The following is a 21,076-nucleotide window of genomic DNA, read 5'->3' as shown; positions in this document are numbered from 1 at the left end:
AATAGACGTCTGTGATTCCCAGCATTGTCCGAATCGCCGGGTACGCCTTACGACAGTAGTAGGTTTCGGCAATCTTGCGTAGGAACTGGTGTATCCCCGGCGAACTAGTCCACCGCCTAACATCGGGGCGTGGCAGGCCGTAGGCGTGGATGGTTCCGGTCGTCCGGGAACAATGAATGGATTGCACAGGCCCGGTCGACACTGGCGGCCGCGTTCCTGGATATGGATCGGCGCCAGAGCGCGGCCGAGGCGGCAGTGCACGCCTGCGAACAGGTGTTTCCCGAGCGACGGATGAGCGCGAAATGGGAACCCGTGCGCAGCAGGTGCTACGACGCCGCAGGCGCATATCTGACGTTCACCGAGGAACTGGATAACGCCGAGCGCGACGACACGCCGATGCCACAGGGACAACCGCGGGTGGACACCCTGGTGCGGCAGCTGACCGACGCGGCCCGTGCCGTCGACGAGTTCTATCTCGGTAATCAGTCCCAGCTCGAACATGCCGTCGCGGTGCTCGGTACGGTGCCGCAATTCGCGCAGCAAGTGAAGATCGCGGCGGCCGGTGTGCGCAGGCAGGCCGCCGAATCCGAATATGCCGGCTACCCTTCGGTGCGCCAGTACGCGGCGGCGGTGGATGAGTCGCTGCTCACACTCGAGGCGCTCGGTTCCGAGGCACCCGCGGCCAATGTCCGGGAGGCCGCCAACCGCCTGGAATCGGCGACGAAAGCGCTGGCAGAAGCGTTGGCGCAAGCGCCATCTCGGGCCGCGGCCGCAGCCAATGCCATTACCTCGGTGGCCACCAGATCGGCCGCTGTCCGCACCCGCGGCGAACGGGTGGCACCGGCCTACTCGGAGTTGCTCCGCGAGTTCAATGCTGCGAGTTCGGCGGATCTGGCTAACAATGGGCCGGAAAGCAAAAAGGCCATCGATGCCGCGGATGCCGCCCTGGTGCGGGCACGTGCGGCGGCGGCCGAAAACAATCCGGAGTCCGCACTTGATCTGACCACATCCGCACGGGGGCACCTCACCGAGGCCGAACACTTGATCGACGCCGTCACCAAACGGCTGACATTGCTGCGCGAGGTCCGTGAGAATCCGCAAGAGAAGGCCAAAGCCGTACGATTTCGGCTGCGGGACGCGCAAATGCTCGCAGTGAGCCGCGGACTCGTCGGCGAATGGGGATCTGTGCTCGATGCACAGGCGGACCGGATAGATCGAATCACCGAAAGCCTGTCGGGGCGGCACCCCGACTACTGGGCCTATGTGGCCGAATTGGATAAAGCCGCGGAGTTCGTAGCCGGGGTAGTGGATCGAATGAGAAAGCAAGCAGGACCACGACGAGAATGAGGCCAGGATTTATGCGGCCACCGCCATCAGGGATGAGGACAGCGAAGCGATGACCGCGGGCATCGTCGTCCAGCAACGGGTTTCCCTGCGAAAGCAATTGCCGCTGCGCCATTTTCGCCAGCTGCACGGCCCGGAGGCGCGGCACCTGTTCCATAGACAACCGGAACCGTTCGGCGAGGATGCCGACCGGGAAATTCTGGCGTTCGCGCTCGGCGCCACGCTGTATGCGCCGGCGACCCGGGCCGACCTTGCCCTGACGATCAGTAAGCGGGCCGCGCGCGGTGTGTGTTCGATGGTCATCGATCTCGAGGACGCCGTCGCCGATCACGAGGTGGAATTCGCCAAACGGCAGACCGTCGCGACGCTGAATCTGCTCGCCGACAGCGAGGATCCGAATCCGCTGCTGTTCGTCCGCGTTCGGGATGCGGATACCGTGACCGAAATCGTCGAGCAACTCGGCACCGGGGCGGTGGCACTGACCGGCTTCGTCTTTCCGAAATTCGACAGGGCGAGCGGTCCGAAATATCTCGCCGCGCTCGAGGCGGCCGCCGAGCGGTTGGGCAGGCCCGTATACGGCATGCCGGTGCTCGAATCGCCTGCGCTGGTGCATCGCGAGAGCCGGGATCACGAGCTGACCCAGATTGCGGCGCTGTTGGCCGAGCACCGGGAGCGGATACTCGCGGTGCGCATCGGTGCGACGGATATGTGCTCGACCTTCGGCATTCGGCGGGACCGGGATCTGACCATCTACGACGTGCGGGTGGTCGCGGATGTCATCGCCGATATCGTGAACTACCTGGGGCGTTCGGACGGTACAGGTTTCGTGATCACCGGACCGGTCTGGGAATACTTCGCCGACCACGAGCGGATGTTCCGGCCGCTGCTGCGGACCGCGCCGTTCGAGGAATCCGATGCGGTGCCGTTCCGGCGTTATCTGGTCAGTCGCGATCTGGACGGGCTACTGCGCGAGATCACACTCGACCGGGCCAATGGGATCCAGGGCAAGACGGTGATCCATCCGTCGCATGTCGCGGCCGTGCATGCGCTGTCGGTGGTGACGCATGAGGAGTATTCGGATGCGCTCGACATTCTGCAGGTCGATGTCGGCGGGGTGGCCGCATCCGGATATCGGAACAAGATGAACGAGATGCGGCCGCATCGCAGTTGGGCGCGCCAGACGCTGCTGCGGGCTCGTGTTTTCGGTGTCGCGAATAAGGGTGTCTCGTTCGTGGATCTATTGACGGCTTTGGTGACCGAGTGAGCGTTGATCCTTGGGCGACAACGAATTTGGGTATCGAGTTGCGGCACGAGCGTTCGCATGGCGGCGAATCGGTTGATGTGCTGCCCGCCGAATTGCCCATCGCCACATTGATTCAGCCGGGGTTGCGGCGTAATCCCCTTCGTGCGCACCTACTGGTTTCGACCGTGCTCGGAAAGCATCTGCCGACCGATCCGCGGGTGGTTCTCGGCGCGGGCAATCGTCTGGGCGATCTGGTGCGTGACGCACTGGGCGATCGCGAGGCCGTGGTACTCGGATTCGCCGAGACCGCAACGGGTTTGGGGCATTGTGTAGCGGCGCGGATCGGGGCCGGATGCTATCTGCATTCGACCCGTCGCGAGGTGCCCGACGCGACCACCTTGACCGGCTTCGAGGAGGGGCATTCGCACGCCACCTCGCATCTGCTGCAGCCCGCACCCGCGGATATCTTCGTCAACGATCTGCCGCTGGTGCTCGTCGACGACGAGATCTCCACCGGTGATACGGCGATCGACGCGGTTCGGGCATTGCACGCGTTTTCGCCGCGTTCGCATTATGTGCTGGCGTCGCTGGTGGATATGCGGACGGAGGGCGATCGGGCGCGGTTCGAGGCGGCGGCCGCGGAGTTGGGTGCGCGGATCGACACGGTGTGTCTGGCGTCGGGGCGCACCTTGCTGCCCGAGGATCTGGTCGAGACGGTGTCGTCCATGCCTGACCCGATCTTGAATCCGACTGCGGCGCGACGCGGTTCGTTCGATCGAGTCGAGTTGCCGTGGCCTGCTTCGGTTCCCGAAGGCGGTCGGCACGGGATTCTGCGATCGGATACCGATGCGTTCGAGGCGGCGTTGGTGCGGGCCGCCGAGGCGTTGCGGGTTCGACTTGCTGATGATTTCGCTGGTCGGCCCGCGATTGTGCTCGGGCATGAAGAGTTGATGTATCTGCCGTTGCGGTTGGCGGCCGAGCTGGCCGATGCCGGGATTCCGACGCGGTTCCAGACGACGACTCGCTCGCCTGCATATGTGCTGGATGAGCCGGGATATCCGTTGCGGCGTGGGTTTCGGTTCGTTGCGCCCGAAGCTGGTGAGATGCAACCGCGTTATCTGTACAACGCGCACTGGATCGAGGATGCGTTGTCCGAACTCGTGACGCGCGACGACGGCGCGGCACCGGGCGATCGTGCGCGTGCGGCTGAAGTGGATGATTCGGCGCTGACCGGGACTGCCACCTCGGTGCGGTCACTCGAAGTCGATCCGGTTCTGGTCGTTGTCATCGACACACCTGCCGATACCGATGAACTGCTGACCGAAGCCGGTCTGATCGATGTGCTGACCGCATCCGGCGACGATGTCGTGCTGGCAGTGCTGCCGGGTGCGGATCCGCGGCTTTTGCATGCGGAACGCACCAATGCCGAACCGAGGGTGTTATGAGGTCGAACGCTGTGCCGGAATCGAATATCCCTCCGCAATCGGCCTTGGAACTTCCGGTTCCGCTGCATGGGCCGGCCTTCGGATCGTATGCGGCCGAGGAGGTCTCGTGGCTGCTGAAGGATCTGTCCGAGGTCGACCTAGAGGCCGATGTGGCCGAGCGGGAACGCCGAATCCAGTCCGGTGCCGCGCATTACGCGGAATCGCTGCCGATCGAATATCAGCCCGATGCCGCATACCGCTCACTGTTCGACGAGGTATTGGCCGAGAGCGCCGAGCGCCTCGCGCTCGCCGTGGCGACGGTATCCGAACTCGTTGTCGCCGAACGCGGTACCGATATCGTGCTGGTCTCGCTGGCGCGCGCGGGTACGCCCATCGGGATTCTCATGCGGCGCTGGTTGCGTTCTCGAAGTCTCGACGTGCCGCACTACGCGGTATCGATCGTGCGCGATCGCGGTATCGACGCTGTCGCCCTGGATTACCTTGCTCGCAACCATGATCCGGCCTCGGTCGTGTTCGTGGACGGCTGGACCGGCAAGGGTGCCATCACTCGCGAACTCACCGAAGCGCTGGACTCCTATCACGCCGCGGGCGGTGCCAGATTCAATGACGAACTCGCCGTGCTCGCCGATCCGGGACATTGCGTGCGCACCTACGGCACCCGAGACGACTTCCTGATCGCCTCCGCCTGCCTGAATTCGACAGTATCCGGGCTGATTTCGCGCACCGTGCTCAATGACACCCTGATCGGACCCGGCGACTTCCACGGCGCGAAGTTCTATCGCGAGCTGGCAGCCGACGATGTCTCCGGTCGCCTGCTCGACACTGTGACCACCGCCTTCGACGCGGTCCGGGATCGCGTGCCCGCCGAACTGGCCGCCGTGCGCGCCGACGACCGGACACCGACCTGGACCGGCTGGGCCTCGGTCGACAAGGTGCGCGAGGAATACGGCGTCGCCAGTGTGAATTTCGTGAAACCGGGCGTCGGTGAGACGACCCGGGTATTGCTGCGGCGGCTGCCGTGGCGGGTGCTGGTGCGTGCGGCGGACGCACCGGAACACGCGCATATCCGTCTGCTCGCCGCGGCCCGCGGCGTTCCGGTCGAGGTCATACCCGACCTGGCCTATTCGTGCATGGGATTGATCAAGGACGTACAGCAGTAATGCATCTGAGAAAACGACGAAGACAGGCTCTGATCGCTACCGATCTCGACCGAACGATGATTTACTCGCGCAACGCTTTCCACGCCGCGACCGACGTGCCGACGGTTTGCGTGGAACACCTCGAGGGCGCGCCACTGTCGTTCATGACGACAACCGCCGCCCTGCGAATGCAGACACTGACCGAACCCGCCGCCGTCATTCCCACCACCACGCGGACCATCAAGCAGTTCGAACGTATCCAATTACCCGGCGCTCCTTGGCGATACGCGATTACCAGCAATGGCGGGAACATCCTGGTCGACGGCGTGCCGGATATGCGCTGGCGCATCGATATCGACGCGCAGGTGCGGGCCGGCGGCGCGACGCTGTCGGAGGTGAACACCGAACTGCGTGCGAGGATCGACGATTCCTGGGTCACCAAGTTCCGGGTCGCCGATCATCTGTTCACCTACCTGGTGGTCAAGCCCAAGGACGTACCCGACGGCTTCCTCGCCGAATGGGATGCCTGGTGCCGCCCGCGCGGCTGGTCCGTCTCCCAGCAGGGTCGCAAGATCTACACGATGCCCCTGGCCGTTTGTAAGAGTCATGCGGTGCGCGAAGTCCGCCGTCGCTTGGTCGAAAACGGTGAACTCACCGCTGCGGCGATGACCCTTGCCGCAGGTGACGGCGCTCTCGACGCCGAAATGCTGCGAACCGCGGACTCCGCCATCCGTCCGCGCCACGGCGAACTCGAACAACTCAACTGGACCCACCCCAACCTGACCATCACCCGCGCCTCCGGAATTCTCGCGGGCGAGGAGATCATCAACTGGTTCATCAAGGCCGCTCCGGACGCCACGTAACCGACCTTGCCTTGACACCGGCGACAAGGTTTAGCGTTGCCCCGACGGGTCGTGAAGGAGGTCGAATGCTGATCGGTGAGCTGGCCGAGCGCGTCGGGACGAGTACCAGGACGCTGCGCTATTACGAGGAGCACGGCTTGGTGCGGGCGCGGCGCTCGACCAACGGGTACCGCGTCTACGACGAGTCGGAACTGCATGTCGTCCACAAGATCCGGCGGCTGCTCGACGTCGGCTTCGATCTCGATGATATTCGCCCGTTCGTCGCGTGTATCCGGGCGGGAAATACCTCAGGGGATGTCTGCCCGGATTCGGTGGCGACATTGCGGCGCAAACTCGACGAAGTCGAGGCGGCCATCGATCGGTTGCATGCGGTGCGAGCGCAACTGCGCGACCAGCTCGACACGGCGGCGGTGTCGCGATGAAATTCGGAATCAATTACAGCACACCGTATTACGGTACCGATCCGGACCGGCTGATGGCGTTCGCGCAACATGCCGAGGCGTGCGGTTTCGAGTCGATCTATCTGCCGGATCATATTGCGCTCTACCCGGGTGCGGTGGTCGGCGAATACGAAATGCCACCGACACTGCCGTTTCCCGATCCGCTCGATTGTCTGAGCTTCGTCGCCGCGGCCACGGAGCGGATTCTGTTGGGCACCGGCGTGCTGCTGCTGCCGTATCGGCATCCGGTGGTGCTCGCCAAGCGACTCGCGACCATCGACCTGCTGTCCAAGGGCCGAATGCGGCTGCTGACAGTGGGACTCGGCACGTTGCCGGGTGAGGCCGCCGCGGTGGGGGTGGATTTCGCATCGCGTGGCCGTCGGGCCGATGAGGCGATCGATGTGCTGCGCCTGCTGTGGGCCGGCGACGCGGATGGTGTCGACTACCACGGCGAATTCTTCTCGTTCGACAAGCTGTGCGTATACCCGAAACCCCATGGTGGAGACCAGTTGCCGATCCATATCGGCGGATCGAGCAGGGCCGCGGCGCGGCGGGTGGGACGACGTGGCGATGGGTACTTCCCGGGTGGAATGCTGATGCCCGCCGAACGTGCGGAGCAGTGGGATCTGGTGAGTTCCACCGCTGTTGCGGCGGGCCGAGATCCGGCCGCGCTGGAATACACCCGCTGGGGATCGATCGATATGCCGCAGGATCGGGTCGACGGATTCGCCGCACAAGGCGTGACCCGGATCGTCGTCGGCGCCACCGCCACCGACCAGGCCGTGCAGTTCGAGGAAATGTCGGCCTTCGCAGCGCGTTTCGGACTGGTGCCGCAGTCCTGACGGCAGCACCAGCACGGTGTCAGCGGTTGCGGCCGCGGTTCAGCCAGTCGAGGGCGTCGCGGAGCGTGGGCGAGTGGTCGAGGCGGGGTGATCGGTAGGACATGGTGGTGGGATCGGAGTAGGCCCGTTCGTGCTGATCGGGTGCGACGGCCTGGTCGGGGTACCGATGATCCGATGCAGGGGGATAGGGCTCGGTCTCGGGCCGCGCGCGGTTTGGACGGGGGTAGGGAGGGTTGGTGGGCAAGGGGAGTTTCGGTGCGGATTGTGGCTGTGTCGCTTGGGATGTGAAGCGGTCGAGTAGCGAGCCGGAGGGGGTCTTGTCCGGCGCGAAGGGGACTCCGGTGGAGAGGGCGCGCAGACCGAGCGTGAGCATTTCGCCGACCATGCTGACGCCGATGGACAGAGTGGTGGGGCGGGCGTCGTGGTGCATCCCCATGGTGGTGCCGAGGGCGCTGATGGCGAAGCCCGCCGCCATCGAACCGGCCCACACGATGACGGTGCGCATGGTGTAGCGCTGCCACAGGTGGCCGTCGCGGGTGAAGACGCCGATCGTGGTGCCGCGGAGCGCGCCGAAGGCGAGGCCGACGGCGCCGCCGATGATCAACCAGGTGATATCGATGCCGTTGAGGTCGGCGACCTTGGTGACGCTGTATATGCCGATCGCCAACAGGATGACCGGGGGTCCGAAGGTGTCGCGGGCATTCATCGGTTCGCCGTAGAACCGCTTCACCACCAGCGCGATGACCGCGACGATCGCGATCGCGAGTCCGATACTCATGAGTGCCTCCCAACACGATGCCTGCTGTTGGGAAAGCTATTCGCCGGGCCGGGCGCGCCGAGTCCGCCGAAGGTAGGACCCCGGGATGATCCTCAGGTCATCCGGTTCAGTAATTCTGTTGCTGAGCGCCCAATTGCTGGGTGATCACGCCGTGCAGCCGCTGCAGGCCGCCGACGGTCATACCGCTCTGCAATTGCCCCTCGATGGTGCGGACCAGCGCGGAATCGCTGAGGATCTTCTCACTGGATTGAATGAGAACCGTTCCGGCGCCGGTGAAGTCGAACTGGCGCTCCTCACCGGAGTTCACTCCGAAGCGCGCCGCACCGGCGGCGAGGAAATTGGAGACCCAGCGCTGGTCGTAGTGGTGGCTGGGTGACGGGCAATCCGCCCAGCCGACAAGGGCTTCCGGATCGACGCGCAGCGGCGGTTCGGCGAACATGACCGGACCATTGGAGGAGGCCAGGAACTTCCCGGTGCCGATGAGGGTGAGAAATCCGGGGACGATGGACTGATTCAGCGACAGCCCCGGCTCGAAGGCGAGCAGGTTGGCGGCGCGGATGGTGAGGTTGCCGTTGTCCTCGAGGTCATAGGAATTGATGTCGTAGCCGCGGTCGCCGATGATCAGCTTGCCATGGCCCTCGGCGATCACATAGTCGCCGGTGAACAGCGGTGCGGAGAACTGCTGGGAGACCATGTGCAGCAGTCCGCCCTGCAATCCGTGGGTGAGCATCTGGAAGCGCATATCGCCGTAGTAGGCGATCATCGCGCCCTTGCGCATGAACCACGGCTTGTTCAGGTCGATGCAGTAGGCGTAGCTGTTGCCCGGAAGGTTGTCGCTCTCACCGAGATTCAGCGGATTCAAAATATCGGTCATGGTTCACAACTTCTCTTCCGAGGCCTGCACGTACACGACACCCTGTCCGACGCAATGCAATTGCATCGCCTCGCCGGAACCGCGACCGACCGCATCGCGCCAGCTCAACGCCGTCTTCAACTCGGTCTGCACATTGCCGTAGGCGGCAACGAAGGCCTGCGGATCCACCACGATCTGCCCGGGGGTCTGGGGGTGTCCCCCAGAGGGATCCAGCGGCCCGCCCACCTGCAATTCCAGGAATCCGCCGTGTGCCAGCAGCACCGCCGCGCCCTGTCCGGACAACTGCGTGGTGAACATGCCCTGACCGGTCAGCGCACCACTGGCCGCGCCGCGCAACGCACCCATCAGCCCGCCACCACCACTGCCGCCCGAACTCATCACGGACACAATCGAACTCTGCAGCGCGGCGGTATTGGCCAGCAGCCGCGAGGCCTCGACGCGCAGCACCGCGCCCGGCTGCATCTGCACCACCTGCACTTCCAGCCCGGCGAATCCGTAGTGCACCTCGCCGTTACCGGAGGCCAGCATGGTGCGCTCGTGCTCACCGGCCATCATCCGGCCCGCCATCCGCATAATGCCGCCACCGCCCATACCGGGCGCGGCTCCCGGAATCTGGTGTGGCGCAAAGGAAATATCGCCGGTGTAGAACAGCATCGCGCCGTTGCGCGCGACCACGCCGCCCGCCATACCGACGTCGACCTTGACGACCTTGCCGTTGACCTTCTCGAACATCGCTGGCTCCCTTACCGTTCCGCAGGCTGGATCAACACCAGGCCTTGACCGTCGAAGCGCAGCGAGAACGCCTCACCCGCATCCTGGCCGACAAAGGTGCGCCACGAAACATCGGTCACGAACGACTGATTCAGATTGCCCCGGCAGGCCACGAAGGCATCCGGATCGACGACCAGCGGATACTGCGGTGAAACCTCCAGGTGGATCAGCGGCCCGCCCGCCGAGAGCAGTGCGACCTGCCCCTGTCCGGTCACCGTGGTGGTGAACAGACCGGCACCCGAGGATGCACCGCGCACACCGGCGAAACGCACGTCCGTGCGCAGGTTTCCGGCGAAGCACAGCAGCTGCTGCGATTCGACCTGCAGCGTCTCGTTATTCAGATTCACCACGGTCACGTGCTGACCGTTGACCGCGAAGAAGACCCGGCCGTTGCCGCTGCATTCCATCAGCGACAGTTTCTCGCCGGTGGCACGCCGCTTGAGCCCGGCGAGTACGCCGTCACCGCCGCCGAAACCGGCCGACTTGAACTGCACATTTCCTTCGTAGGCGACCATCGAGCCGGAAATTGCCCGGATACTCGATCCGGCGAGGTGTGCCTCGATCACCTTTTTCGACTGCTCGAACAGTTGCGCCATAGGGAGTTTGCCTGCTGTCTCGTAGGGGAACACGGGTTTATCGCCCGCCATTCCGACCGCGTTTCGCCACCCTAACCGATCTTGGAGTACCTGTATGGGCCCCGGCGGCGGTTACTTCGGATCGTGTTCGGCACGTTTCTCGTAGAGTGGCACCGTACGCACCGACAAGCGAAGGGTCGAACTTGTCCGCAACACTCGCCAAGGGTCAGAATGGCCCGCTGGCCGCCAATGACGTGGTGATCTCCGTCCAGCTGACCGCACCCGCGGATCTGTCCGCGCTATTGGTCACCGAGTCGGGAAAGGTCCGTTCCGACGCGGACTTCGTCTTCTTCAATCAGCCCAACGGCCCCGGGGTGAATCTGCAGCCCGCGCCGGCCGGGCAGCCCGCGTCGCTGGCGGTATCGCTGAATGCGGTGCCTGCGGATATCGCGCAGATCCGCGCGGTGATCACCCTGGACGACGCGACCAGCAATTTCGGCCGCTTTCCAGCGCCGACCGCGATCGTGTCGGATTCGGCGGGTAATCAGTTGTACGAGTACCGCATCGATGGTTTGAACACCGAGTCGATCGTGATCGCACTCGAGTTGTACCGGCGCCAGAGCGAGTGGAAGGTGCGCGCGGTCGGCCAGGGCTACGCCGGTGGTTTCGCGGCGCTGGTCACCGATCACGGTGTCACCGTCGACGAGTCGCCGGCCACGACGCAGGTTCCGCCGCCACCGGCCTACCAGCCCGCCCAGCCCGGACCGGGCTACCCGCCGCCACAGCCCGCGCCTCCGACGCAGCAGCAGCCGCAGTACCCCCCGACACAGCAGGGCTACCCCCAGGGTGCACCCGGTTACCCGCCGCCCGGACAGGGCTACCCGCCCCCGCCCGCACCCGGTGGTTACCCGCCGCCCGCACCCGGCCCGGGTCAGGGCTATCCGCCGCCCGCCCAGCCTGCCGCGCAGCAACAGCCGCCCAGTGAAATCAGCCTGAGCAAGGATCGTCCGGTCAGCCTGGTCAAGGGGCAGCGGGTCACCCTGCGCAAGGAGGGCGGCACCGCGCTGACCTTCGTGAAGATGGGTCTGGGCTGGGATCCGGTGCGCAGCCGCGGCATGTTCGGCAACCGGACCGTCGATATCGACCTCGACGCGTCGGTGGTGATGTTCGCCGATATGAACGTGGTGGATGTCGCCTACTACGGCCAGCTGACCTCCAAGGACGGCTCGATCCGGCACCAGGGCGACAACCTCACCGGTGAGGGCGAGGGTGACGACGAGGTAATCCTGGTCGACCTGACCCGCATCCCGGCGCACGTCAGCACGCTGGTGTTCATCGTGACCTCCTATAAGGGCCACACCTTCGAACAAGTCCAGAATGCCTTCTGCCGCTTGGTCGACGGCGCCAACAACGGCGAGCTGGCCAGGTACACCTTGGCAGGCGGAATGCCGTTCACCGCGATGGCGATGGCCAAGGTGTTCCGGGTCGGCGGCGATTGGAAGTTGCAGGCACTCGGCGAAGGCTTCCAGGCCAAACATCCCGGCGAAGCGGTGCCACAGCTGGGCCGGTTCCTGGGTAATTGATACTGCACGAAATAACGGGGCGGACAACGTGATTCAGCTGAAGGCCGGTCAGAATATGGTGCTGACCGGCGATATCGTTCGATTCAGCGCGAAAGCCGGGGCTGCCCTGGATGTTTCGGCGCTGGTTGTGGCGGAGAACCTGCGGGTCTTCGATACCGGCGATTTCGTGTTCTACAACCAGGCCGAGACCGCGGGGGTGACGCTGTCCGAGGATGGCGTCACCATCCGGCTCGCCGAGGTGCGCGCCGACGCCAAGGCGGTGCTGCTGGTGGTCAGCGCCGATCCGGCCGCGCCCGAGCAGGCGCACGGGCTCGGTGCGGTCACCGCCGAACTCGCCGTGCATGACAGCGCTACAGCGGAATTCGCGATCAATCCGTCCGCGGGGGAGACCGCGCTGATCTGCCTCGAGGTGTATCGGCGCGGAACCGACTGGAAGTTGCGCGCGGTGGGTCAGGGCTATGCGGGTGGGCTCGCCGTGCTGCTCACCGCGCACGGCGTCGAGGTCGACGAACCGGCGACGCCGCAGTCCGGGCAACACAGCGCGGCCGATCTGCGGGAAGCCGAACCGGTCGGCAGTGCGGGCCGGGCCGGCGGTCAGGACACCATCACCGGTCCCGGCGACTCCCGTGCCACCGGCCCGGCGCCGCTCGAGGTCGCGCACGGACTCGAACGCCTGTGGATGATCTTCGAGGATGCCGCGCGCTCGGCCGCCGCGCTCATCTCCGCGCGTGATTACGCCATGCAGCGGCTGGATCAGGAACTGTCCGCGGCGGTTTCGGATCCGGCGACCAGGAACACCCCGGCCGCCGAGGAGGCCAGGCAGGCCGCACAGCGTCGCTGTGACGATCTGATCGCCACTGCGGAGGGTAATCACCTGCGCGACAGCGAGGCGCTCATGCGCGAACTCGCCGACGCCGATCGGCAACTGCCTCCGTCACTGGCGTCCTGGGATTCCCCCGCATGGGACGGTGCGCCGACGCCGAGCGACGGCATTCGACTCGGCGAGCTCTACGCGAACGAGCGTGGGCCGCTGCGCATTCCGTACTGCGTGCCGGTGCCGCTGACGCGTCCGCTGTGGATCGATACCGAATCTACCGCTGCGGCGACCCCGGTCGTCGGCGCGGTGCTCGCGCGGCTGCTCGCTGCCGATCCCGGTCGGCGCACCCTGGTCGACATGATCGATCTGACCGGTGCGTTCAGCCAACTCGTCGGTCCGCTGACCCCGGTGCTGAACGGGCCGCCGATCACCGATTTCGGCGATATCTCGGCGCGGCTGCAGACCCTGGTCGAGGCCGCCGACCTGGCCGAATTGGCTTATTCCAGTGGGAATTTCACGCCGCCGACCGAGCACCGGGTATTGCTCGCCGCGGACTTCCCGCACGGGTACCAGACCGCGGACGCGCAGCGCATCGCGACGCTGCTGGTGCGCGGCGATCTGATCGGGCTGTCCACGGTGATCGTCGGCACCGACGAATCCGAGTCCAGCGACGGCACGGTGGCGATGCTGTCCCAGGCCTGCCGTCATCTGCCGACGGTGGACGGCACCCCGCTGTTCGATCCGTGGACCGGCAGCGCGTGGCAGCTGGATCTGGACCTGCTGCCACGGGAACCGGCCAGGCAGGCGCGCTTCCTGCGCACCAGCTGACCCTTTCGAGCGACTCGACTAGCGCCGCGTCCCGATTGTCGCGCTATCCGGCTCCGACAGCTCGCCGAGCGTAGCGATGTGGCGGTCGAATTCGGCGTGGACGACCACCATTCGACTACGTTCGGCGGAATCTCGGGCCCGAGCAGCGATACGGCAGAAGCTATCTGGACACGGTTAGCGGGCGAGGGCCGCCCTGGGCCGCAGCGGCTCGGGTAGCCAGGGCAGCAGCGGGTCCGGTGCTCGATCGATCACGCCGCCGACCGGATCGTCGACGAAATCGCGCCGGACCAGGTCCTCCTCCGGCCGGTAGATCTGCCGAACGATCAAGGCGCACAGTGCGAGTACCGCGATATCGCGCAGCAGTACGGTGCCGGTGAACCACTGCTCGGGCAGACCCTTGCGGTCCAGGCCGAGGTAGTAGAACATCCGCGGTACCCAGACCAGCGCGTCGATGGTCATCCAGGCCAGCAGAATTCGGCGATGCGGCAGCGCGAGTACGGCCAGCGGCACCAGCCACAGCGAATACTGCGGGCTCCACACCTTATTGGTGATCAGGAAGGCGGCGACCACCAGGAAGCACAGCTGGGCCAGGCGCGGTCGGCGCGGGGCCGTGAGCGCGATATAGGCGATCGCCGCACATGCCGCGATGAATACCAGCAGCGACACCAGATTCAGGATGGTCGGCTGTTCGGCATGTCCGATCTCGCCGTCGAATCCGGCCCAGCCGGTGAACGAGGTGATGACGTTGTAGATGGAATCCGGGTCGGCGTGCCGAGTGGTGTTGAGCCGGAAGAACTCCCGCCAGCCATTCGGGTACAGCAGCGCGATCGGCAGATTCACCATCAGCCAGGTGCCCGCAGCGGCCGCGACGGTCAACGCTGCCGCGCCCAGCGGTCGGGCGCTGAGGAACTGAATGCGATACGGGGTTTCGCGCAGCCAGGTCAGCGCGGCGCGCCCGCTGTCGATATCGCTCAACCGGAGTCCGAGCCGTGCGCTCGGCACCCGCTGCCGTGGGTCGGCGCGCAGACACAACACCACGATCGGCCCGAGCAGCAGCAGCGGATAGAGCTTGGCCGCGCCGCCCAGTCCGAGCAGCAGGCCCGCGAGCAGCGGTCGTCGGCGGGCCCAGGCGAGCAGACCGGTGGCCGCGAAAGCCGTTGCGAGCGCATCGAAATTGGTGAACGCGTGCACGATCACCAGTGGCGAACAGGCGACCAGCGCGGCATCCCAGATCCGCCGCCCCGCCAGTTGCGCCGAGGCCCACACCGTGACCAGCCAGGCGAAGGCCAGACCGACCGCGACCACATTGAAGTAGATGACCACCTGCAGCGCACCGGGCAGCGGGGAGGCATCCCAGGTCTTGGCGACCTGCATAGACGCGTACTGGTAGAGCCCGGAGAGCACCGGATACTCCATGTACCTGCTCTCGCGGCCGCCGTCCGGGGTCTGCTCGGTCCATTCCTTCTTGTACGGGAAGGCGCCCTCGTTCAAACGCTCCGCGCCGTAGAGCGGCACGGTATCCGAGTAGCACATGGCGATGTACTGGCGGCCGTTGTTCCAGTCGAGGGTGAGCGAACCGTCGGACGTGGTCGTCTGCTGGATACAGCCCGCCTTGCTCGCCCAGCCGAGTGCGAGGAAGACCAGTGCGAAGGCGAGCAGCACCCGCATCGGGGTCCAGAACCGGACCCGGCCGATGAGCGCGTGGTCACCGACCGGGCCGCCGACGACCGTGCTCAGCTGCGCGGTCAGGGAATCGTTGCGGCTGGGCCGATCTCGGCCGTCGGCCGAACGCAGATCCGGCGCCAGCGGCGCGGGCGCGACATAGTGCGTCGCGCCGTCGACGGATTGCGTTGCACCGGACCGCATCCCATCGGGCTGCGGCGCGCTTGCGTTCGTCCGCTCGTCCACGAGTTGCGGTTCGGTCACGGCACCCGAGGCTACCGGGTGCGGGTCGGTTGACTGCCGTTGCCGTTACCGGTGCCGCCGGATTGGGGAGATCCGGTGGTCGTCGGCATCGAACCGTCGGAGTTCGCCGTCGGCTGTCCGGGCAGCGGCGTCGACTCCGGCTGCTGCTGCTGTTGTTGCGGCTGGCGCTGCTGCGTCTGCGGTTGCACGCCGGGTACCTGGATCGGTCCGAAGGGGGTGTCGATCGTATTCGGGACGATCTGGATCGGCGGCAGTAGCGGCGCCTCCGTGGTCGAGGGCGGGGTGAACGGTGCGGACCATGCGGGCACACCGGCCTGGCCCTTGATCGGGGCCGGCTTCGGGAAGGTTTCCTTGGGGGTGCCGTCCAGGGCGCCGTCCATGGTGGCCTTCCAGATATCCGAGGGCAGACCGGAGCCGTAGACCATGCCGCCGCTGTAGTTGCGCAGCGCCGAGTTATCGATGGAGCCGACCCACACCGCGGTGGACAGCGACGGGGTGTAGCCGACCATCCAGGCGTCCTTGTTCTCGCCGGTGTCGCCGAGCTGGGCGGTACCGGTCTTGGTCGCCGACTCGCGGCCGTTGGCCAGGTTGTGATTGCGCGACCACGCTGCGATCGGCTTCATCGCGTCGGTGACGTTGTCCGCGACCGCCGAAGAGACCCGCTGTTCACCGGCCACATCACCGCGGTCGAGCAGCACCTGCCCGTCGGCGCTCACCACCTTGGTGACGAAGTGCGGTGCGTGGTAGACGCCGGAGGCGGCCAGCGTCGCGTAGGCCGAGGCCATATCGAGCACCCTGGCCTGGTACTGACCGAGCACGATGCCGTTGTTGGGCGGGGAGCCGTCCGGCTCGACCAGGCTCTTGCCGACGCCCGGAATTGTCTCCGGAATGCCGAGCTTGTGTGCCATATCGGCGATCTTCTGCGGACCGTTCTGCATATCCAGCTCCATGCGGTAGAAGCTGGTGTTCAGCGAGCGCTTGAGCGCCTCGGCGATGGTGCAGGTGCCGCACCCTTCGCCTTCGACGTTGGTGATCTTGATGCCGTTCACGGTGATCGGTGCACTGTCGTACATCTCCGACAGCGGTTTGCCCAATTCCAGGTTCTCCGCGAGACCGAAGACCTTGAACGAGGATCCCGGCTGCAGACCGGCATTGGCGAAGTCGTAGCCCTGACCGTCGTCGCCGCCGTAGTAGGCGCGCACCGCACCGGTCTTCGGATCCACCGAAACCACTGCGGCGCGCAGCTTTTCCGGTTCGCCCTGCATCTTCTTCTGCGCGGCGTCGACGGCGGCCTGCTGTGCCTTCGGATCGATCGTGGTGGTGATCGACAGACCAGCGGTGTTGAGCTGCTGTTCGCTGATGCCCGCGGCCGCCAACTCCTTGAGCACCTGGGTCTTGATCAGGCCCTCGGGTCCAGCGTCCAGGCCCTTGTCCTTGGTGGTGGACACCGGGACCACCTGCGGGTACTGCTGGCCCTGGCGCTCTTCGGCCTTCAGATTGCCGCCGGAGACCATGCCGTCGAGCACATAGTTCCAGCGGAACTTCGCGCCCTCGGGATTCTTCTCCGGATCCAGGCCGGAGGGCTGCTGGATGGTGGCGGCGAGTACCGCACCCTCGGCCACGGTGAGCTCCGAGACCGGCTTGGCGAAGTAGGCCTTGGCGGCGGCATCGATGCCGTACGCACCACGACCGAAGTAGATGGTGTTGAGGTAGGCGGCGAGGATTTCGTCCTTGCTCCACTGGCGCGCCATCTTCGCCGAGATGACCAGCTCGTGCAGCTTGCGAGACAGCGAGTGTTCGTCGCCGACGAGCGCGTTCTTCACGTACTGCTGGGTAATGGTCGAGCCACCACCCGCGCTCTCCCTGTTGAGGGCTTGGTCCCGGGCGGCGCGCATGAAGCCGGAAACCGAGAAGCCCGGGTTGGTATAGAAGTCCCGGTCCTCGGCCGCGATCACGGCATTGCGCACATGCGGCGGAATCTGGTCGATGGTGACGTCGGTGCGGTTGCCCTCCGGCGGCACGACCTTGCTGATCACCGTGGTGCCGTCGCTGGCGAGGATATTCGCGACCTGGTTGGTTTTGAGGTCACCCGGCTGGGGTACCGAAACCGTGGTATAGGCGATCAGGAAGACCGTGCTCGGCAAAATGATCGACAAGGCTAGCAGGACGTAGATGACCCGCCGCACGATCCGCCACGGCGACTTCTTCTTCGCACCGGGACGACGACCACCCGGTCCGCCCGGACCACCATTACCGCCATTGCGGCGCGGCGGCGGTCCCGAGGGCGGCGCGCCCGCGGTCGCGCGGCGCTCACCGGTGGTGGGTCCGGCGCCGTTGGGCCGACGGGCGCCGGGGCGATCCTGACCGGGTCGATCTTGGCCGGGCCGCGGGCTGGCCGGTCGGGGACCGGTGGGCGGGGCCGTGCGGCGGTTGCGTTCGGCGACGGCGTCGGTCAGCGAACCGGGTTGCCGATTCGGGCGCTCGATCTTCTGCGTGGACTGCGCGCCGGGCGGGGCGTTATCGGGTAGTGGCCTGCCCTGCGGCGGACGGCCCTGCGGCGGCGGACCCGGTCGACGCGGCGGCTGCGGGCCGCGCGGCTCACCGGGATACCCACCCTGCGGCGGCCGCGGACCACCGGGACCGGGCCGACCGGGTGGGGGACCGGCCGGTCGCTGACCGGGATACGGGTTCGGAGGCTGAGGTGAACTTCGCTGAGTGCGGCCGCCGTGCGGTTCATCGCCGTAGGGGGAAGTCTCGTAGGGCGAATTCACTGACAAGATCTCCATAACTCGTAAGGGTCTGCGGGGCGCGGTGCGGCGATTATCGCCGCGGCGGACACGTCGAGGCTCCGCGTGTCACCCGACGGGCAGATGACCTGGCACATCATTCGGCTGCGGTGCGCCGGTTGGCCCTGGTGCCCGTGCGCCGCCGCGTGGGCGACGGAGCGGTACCGAGCACATAGGACTGCACCAGATGATTCCAGCTGCAGCTCCGGCATACCTCGACGACATGGACCGAGAACTCCTCGCGAGTCTCGGCGAGGCGTATCAATTCCTCCGGTGTGCGAGCCGATCCCGCCATCGGGCCGACGCCGTCGCCGTAGACCCAGGATACGAGCGTCAATTGCTCTTTCCGGCAGATCGGGCATGTGACCTCACTCCCCCGACCGTGGAACTTCGCCGCACGTAAAAGGTAGGGATTTGCATCGCAAACCTCGGCAACATCGACACGGCCCGCATAGACGTCAGCGAGCAGCGACCGACGCTTGAGAGCGTAGTCGACCACCTGTCGCTGAATTCGCACGAGAACCAGAGTAGCGGGGCCGCGCGCGGGCCGCGCTGGGCTGTGCGGGATCGACCGACCGGTATTCATTGTTGAACTGGGGCGTTACCGGCGTCGGCGGATTACGATTCTCCCGTGTCCCCCGCTACATCCGGGCGGTCGACCGCAGCATCCGGACGTATGCGAGCGCGTGACCTCGACCGTGCCAACGCGTGCAGTGTGCTGGATGCCGCCTACGCCGAAGGCCAGCTCGGCGCAGATGAATATCGCGACCGTACCGCGCGGGCCGAGACCGCCAAGACCATCGCCGATCTCGACCGGCTCACCCGCGATCTCCAGGTCCCTTCGGCGGTGCGCGATCTGGTACCGGGTGCGCCGACACCGATGCGAAACCCCTTGCGCCGCCCGGGTTCCACGGGCCGTTATCCCGATCACACCCGAGCCCGCGATGCCGATCGTGACGCAACCGGGCAGGTACTCGACAGCGCCCGCCGGGACGGTCAGCTCACCGAAGAGGAGCATCAGACCCTCAGCGAATTGGCGCAGGGGGCCAAGACACTCGGCGATTTGGCCGATCTGGTCGACGACTTGCAACGGCCGACCGATACGCCGTTGCCGCCTGCGCCACCACGATCGAATCGCCGCCGCTGGTATGTGATCGGGGTGACCGCCGCGTCGGTCGGTGCCGCCGTCACCGCTTTCGCGCTGACCAGCGGTGCCACGACATCGGAGGCACCACCCGTCGCACATGTCGGCGCCGCGGTGCCCGATCTCGGTGCGGTGCAACCGGTGGTGGTCGCAACGCCGAATCTGCTCACCCGCGAAGGGCTTACGCACTTCCTGACGAAGTACCGGGAGAAGTTCGGTGATCTGCAGGCCGATCAACTGACCCTGTTCGGCGATTACGCCACGGTGACGCGCGCGGTACCCGGCCAGCCGAATCGGCAGATCCGCTACGACTACCGCGGCGGATTCGCGCAGAGCGGTGCCCCCGTCAGTCGCAAGACCGATACGCCCGCCGCCGATCTGGCGCAGCTGAACGTCGCCGCTGTGTCCGACTTGATGGCAACCGCGCCAACCGCCTTGAAGGTGCCGAACGGAGTTGTCACGCATATGGGTGTGGAAGTCGACGCCACCGGTACCTATAGCTCTTTCGGCAGCGCGAGGGGTGCGACCGTCGTGCAGATCTTCGCGGGCAACCAATTCAACGAATCCGGGTACTACGTGCTGACTCCGGCGGGGCAGGTTGTTCGCGCCTGGCCGTTCCAAGGGTGATGGTCGATGGCGACGACGCGCTATGGCGGAATCCGGGCCCGCGATACTGATCGGGCCGATGTCTGCGGACTGCTCGACGCGGCGCTGGCCGACGGTCAGCTCACCGATGCCGAACACGCCGAACGCACCGCGCAGGCCATGCGCGCCAAGGCATTCGGTGAGCTGGACGAGCTGATCGGCGATCTGCAGATTCCGCGGAATCTGGTGGACGCTCCGGTGATTCGAGTCGATCGTCGTCGACCGCGGCGCTGGCTCGCGCCGGTGGCGTTCATCGCCGGTGCTGCGGTCATCGGTGCGGCGGTGGGCGGCATCACGAGCTGCGCTTCGGGCGAGTCCGGACTGTTCGGGTCGTCCGAACATGTGCCGGTGCTCACCACGGGTAGCGGCCTCGCGTACTTCATCGATGAATATCGCGCCGAGTTCGGCGATACGAAGGTCGACGAGGTCACCCTGTATCCCGACTACGCGCTCTTCGAGCGGCAGGCGGCAGGCGATCCGACCGAGACCGTGCGATATCGCTACGACGGCAGATTCCACGACTACACCACCAGCAATGGGCGCAAGGCCGATGTGCGCACCTTCGATCTCGCGAGCATCGATCTGCGTGCCATCGCTGGGCTGCTGGCCGGTGCGCCGCAATCGATCAAGACGCCGGGCGGTGTCATCATGCACGCCTCGATCGAATTTCCGGCGGGCCGCAGTGATTCGGACCCCACTGTCGCGATCTACGCGAAGAACCAAGCGGGTGCGACGGGTTATCTGACAGCGACGGTAACGGGGGAGCCATTGCAAGTCTTCCCGCCCAGTCGCTGACGAGGAGTCGGGGCGATCCGCAGCGGCCGTGCCGACCCGCTGCCACGTCGACAGCACGCCCGCGCGGTGTCTCGGACCGTGTGCGGTGCTGCCCGAATATCAGAAGTCCGGCGCCGGTGCCACGGCAATCCGGGTCGGTCTACCTGCGCAAAGAGTGCTTTATATCGCCGACGACTATGCACGTTTATATCGCTCCGATATAGTGGGAAGTCGCATCCATCGGTTAGGTCTGCACACA

At 65.9% G+C, this 21,076-nt stretch carries 18 protein-coding genes; 11 read left to right on the top strand and 7 right to left on the bottom strand.

Going from position 1 to position 21,076, the window contains the following annotated elements; genetic code table 11:
- Window positions 1-129: 129 nt before the first annotated feature.
- The 7 genes from ACFYOW_RS11515 to ACFYOW_RS11485 all read left to right on the top strand — a co-directional run bounded on the left by ACFYOW_RS11515 (window position 130) and on the right by ACFYOW_RS11485 (window position 7,316).
- Window positions 130-1,347: a hypothetical protein gene (locus tag ACFYOW_RS11515; RefSeq protein WP_387286867.1), complete on the top strand. Its 1,218-nt coding sequence runs from the start codon at window positions 130-132 to the stop codon at window positions 1,345-1,347.
- A 49-nt stretch (window positions 1,348-1,396) separates the two neighbouring features.
- The gene (locus ACFYOW_RS11510; RefSeq protein ID WP_387286865.1) at window positions 1,397-2,608 is read left to right on the top strand and encodes an HpcH/HpaI aldolase/citrate lyase family protein; all 1,212 of its coding nucleotides are present in this window, start codon (window positions 1,397-1,399) and stop codon (window positions 2,606-2,608) included.
- Complete coding sequence (locus ACFYOW_RS11505; RefSeq protein ID WP_387286863.1) at window positions 2,605-4,032, top strand: phosphoribosyltransferase family protein; 1,428 nt, start codon at window positions 2,605-2,607, stop codon at window positions 4,030-4,032. The genes ACFYOW_RS11510 and ACFYOW_RS11505 overlap by 4 nt, the downstream gene beginning before the upstream one ends.
- The gene (locus tag ACFYOW_RS11500) at window positions 4,029-5,192 is read left to right on the top strand and encodes a cysteine protease StiP family protein (RefSeq protein ID WP_387286861.1); all 1,164 of its coding nucleotides are present in this window, start codon (window positions 4,029-4,031) and stop codon (window positions 5,190-5,192) included. The genes ACFYOW_RS11505 and ACFYOW_RS11500 overlap by 4 nt, the downstream gene beginning before the upstream one ends.
- 56 nt (window positions 5,193-5,248) lie before the next feature.
- Window positions 5,249-6,034, top strand: coding sequence for an HAD family hydrolase (locus ACFYOW_RS11495; RefSeq protein ID WP_387286859.1), 786 nt, complete (start codon window positions 5,249-5,251; stop codon window positions 6,032-6,034).
- A 65-nt stretch (window positions 6,035-6,099) separates the two neighbouring features.
- The gene (locus ACFYOW_RS11490) at window positions 6,100-6,456 is read left to right on the top strand and encodes a MerR family transcriptional regulator (protein ID WP_387286857.1); all 357 of its coding nucleotides are present in this window, start codon (window positions 6,100-6,102) and stop codon (window positions 6,454-6,456) included.
- Window positions 6,453-7,316, top strand: coding sequence for an LLM class F420-dependent oxidoreductase (locus ACFYOW_RS11485; RefSeq protein WP_387286855.1), 864 nt, complete (start codon window positions 6,453-6,455; stop codon window positions 7,314-7,316). The genes ACFYOW_RS11490 and ACFYOW_RS11485 overlap by 4 nt, the downstream gene beginning before the upstream one ends.
- 19 nt (window positions 7,317-7,335) lie before the next feature.
- Here the strand turns inward: ACFYOW_RS11485 and ACFYOW_RS11480 are convergent, their stop codons facing one another.
- From ACFYOW_RS11480 to ACFYOW_RS11465, 4 genes are all read right to left on the bottom strand, one after another.
- Window positions 7,336-8,094 (bottom strand): hypothetical protein, encoded by a 759-nt coding sequence (locus ACFYOW_RS11480; protein WP_387286853.1) that lies wholly within the window; start codon window positions 8,092-8,094, stop codon window positions 7,336-7,338.
- 106 nt (window positions 8,095-8,200) lie between these two features.
- Window positions 8,201-8,968, bottom strand: a complete 768-nt coding sequence (locus ACFYOW_RS11475) for an AIM24 family protein (RefSeq protein ID WP_364473797.1) — start codon at window positions 8,966-8,968, stop codon at window positions 8,201-8,203.
- A 3-nt stretch (window positions 8,969-8,971) separates the two neighbouring features.
- Complete coding sequence (locus ACFYOW_RS11470) at window positions 8,972-9,700, bottom strand: AIM24 family protein (protein WP_387286851.1); 729 nt, start codon at window positions 9,698-9,700, stop codon at window positions 8,972-8,974.
- Window positions 9,701-9,711: 11 nt separating this feature from the next.
- Window positions 9,712-10,335, bottom strand: a complete 624-nt coding sequence (locus ACFYOW_RS11465) for an AIM24 family protein (RefSeq protein ID WP_040697553.1) — start codon at window positions 10,333-10,335, stop codon at window positions 9,712-9,714.
- A gap of 182 nt (window positions 10,336-10,517) precedes the next feature.
- Here ACFYOW_RS11465 and ACFYOW_RS11460 point away from each other — a divergent pair, with 182 nt between their 5' ends.
- Together ACFYOW_RS11460 and ACFYOW_RS11455 are read left to right on the top strand one after the other, a co-directional pair.
- On the top strand, window positions 10,518-11,897 hold the full coding sequence (locus ACFYOW_RS11460; RefSeq protein WP_387286849.1) for a TerD family protein: 1,380 nt from the start codon (window positions 10,518-10,520) through the stop codon (window positions 11,895-11,897).
- A gap of 28 nt (window positions 11,898-11,925) precedes the next feature.
- Complete coding sequence (locus ACFYOW_RS11455) at window positions 11,926-13,542, top strand: TerD family protein (protein ID WP_387286848.1); 1,617 nt, start codon at window positions 11,926-11,928, stop codon at window positions 13,540-13,542.
- 174 nt (window positions 13,543-13,716) lie between these two features.
- Here the strand turns inward: ACFYOW_RS11455 and ACFYOW_RS11450 are convergent, their stop codons facing one another.
- The 3 genes from ACFYOW_RS11450 to ACFYOW_RS11440 all read right to left on the bottom strand — a co-directional run bounded on the left by ACFYOW_RS11450 (window position 13,717) and on the right by ACFYOW_RS11440 (window position 18,771).
- Window positions 13,717-15,408 carry a glycosyltransferase family 87 protein gene (locus ACFYOW_RS11450; RefSeq protein WP_387287489.1) on the bottom strand — a complete coding sequence of 564 codons (1,692 nt, stop codon included), beginning with the start codon at window positions 15,406-15,408 and terminating at the stop codon, window positions 13,717-13,719.
- A gap of 71 nt (window positions 15,409-15,479) precedes the next feature.
- Complete coding sequence (locus ACFYOW_RS11445) at window positions 15,480-17,624, bottom strand: transglycosylase domain-containing protein (RefSeq protein ID WP_387287487.1); 2,145 nt, start codon at window positions 17,622-17,624, stop codon at window positions 15,480-15,482.
- Window positions 17,625-18,351: 727 nt separating this feature from the next.
- Window positions 18,352-18,771, bottom strand: a complete 420-nt coding sequence (locus ACFYOW_RS11440; protein WP_169814622.1) for a DUF5318 domain-containing protein — start codon at window positions 18,769-18,771, stop codon at window positions 18,352-18,354.
- Window positions 18,772-18,930: 159 nt separating this feature from the next.
- On the opposite strand from ACFYOW_RS11440, the gene ACFYOW_RS11435 reads away from it, so the two are divergent.
- A complete protein-coding gene (locus ACFYOW_RS11435) occupies window positions 18,931-20,025 on the top strand; it encodes a DUF1707 domain-containing protein (protein WP_387286845.1) in 1,095 nt (364 codons plus the stop codon).
- Between the two features lie 6 nt (window positions 20,026-20,031).
- A complete protein-coding gene (locus ACFYOW_RS11430; protein WP_387286844.1) occupies window positions 20,032-20,838 on the top strand; it encodes a DUF1707 domain-containing protein in 807 nt (268 codons plus the stop codon).
- Window positions 20,839-21,076: the final 238 nt, after the last annotated feature.

Origin of the sequence: Nocardia sp. NPDC006982 (genome assembly GCF_042869435.1) — a bacterium.
GTDB lineage: Bacteria > Actinomycetota > Actinomycetes > Mycobacteriales > Mycobacteriaceae > Nocardia.
Note: the sequence above shows the minus strand (reverse complement) of the source record. Positions and strands in the feature narration are given on the sequence as shown.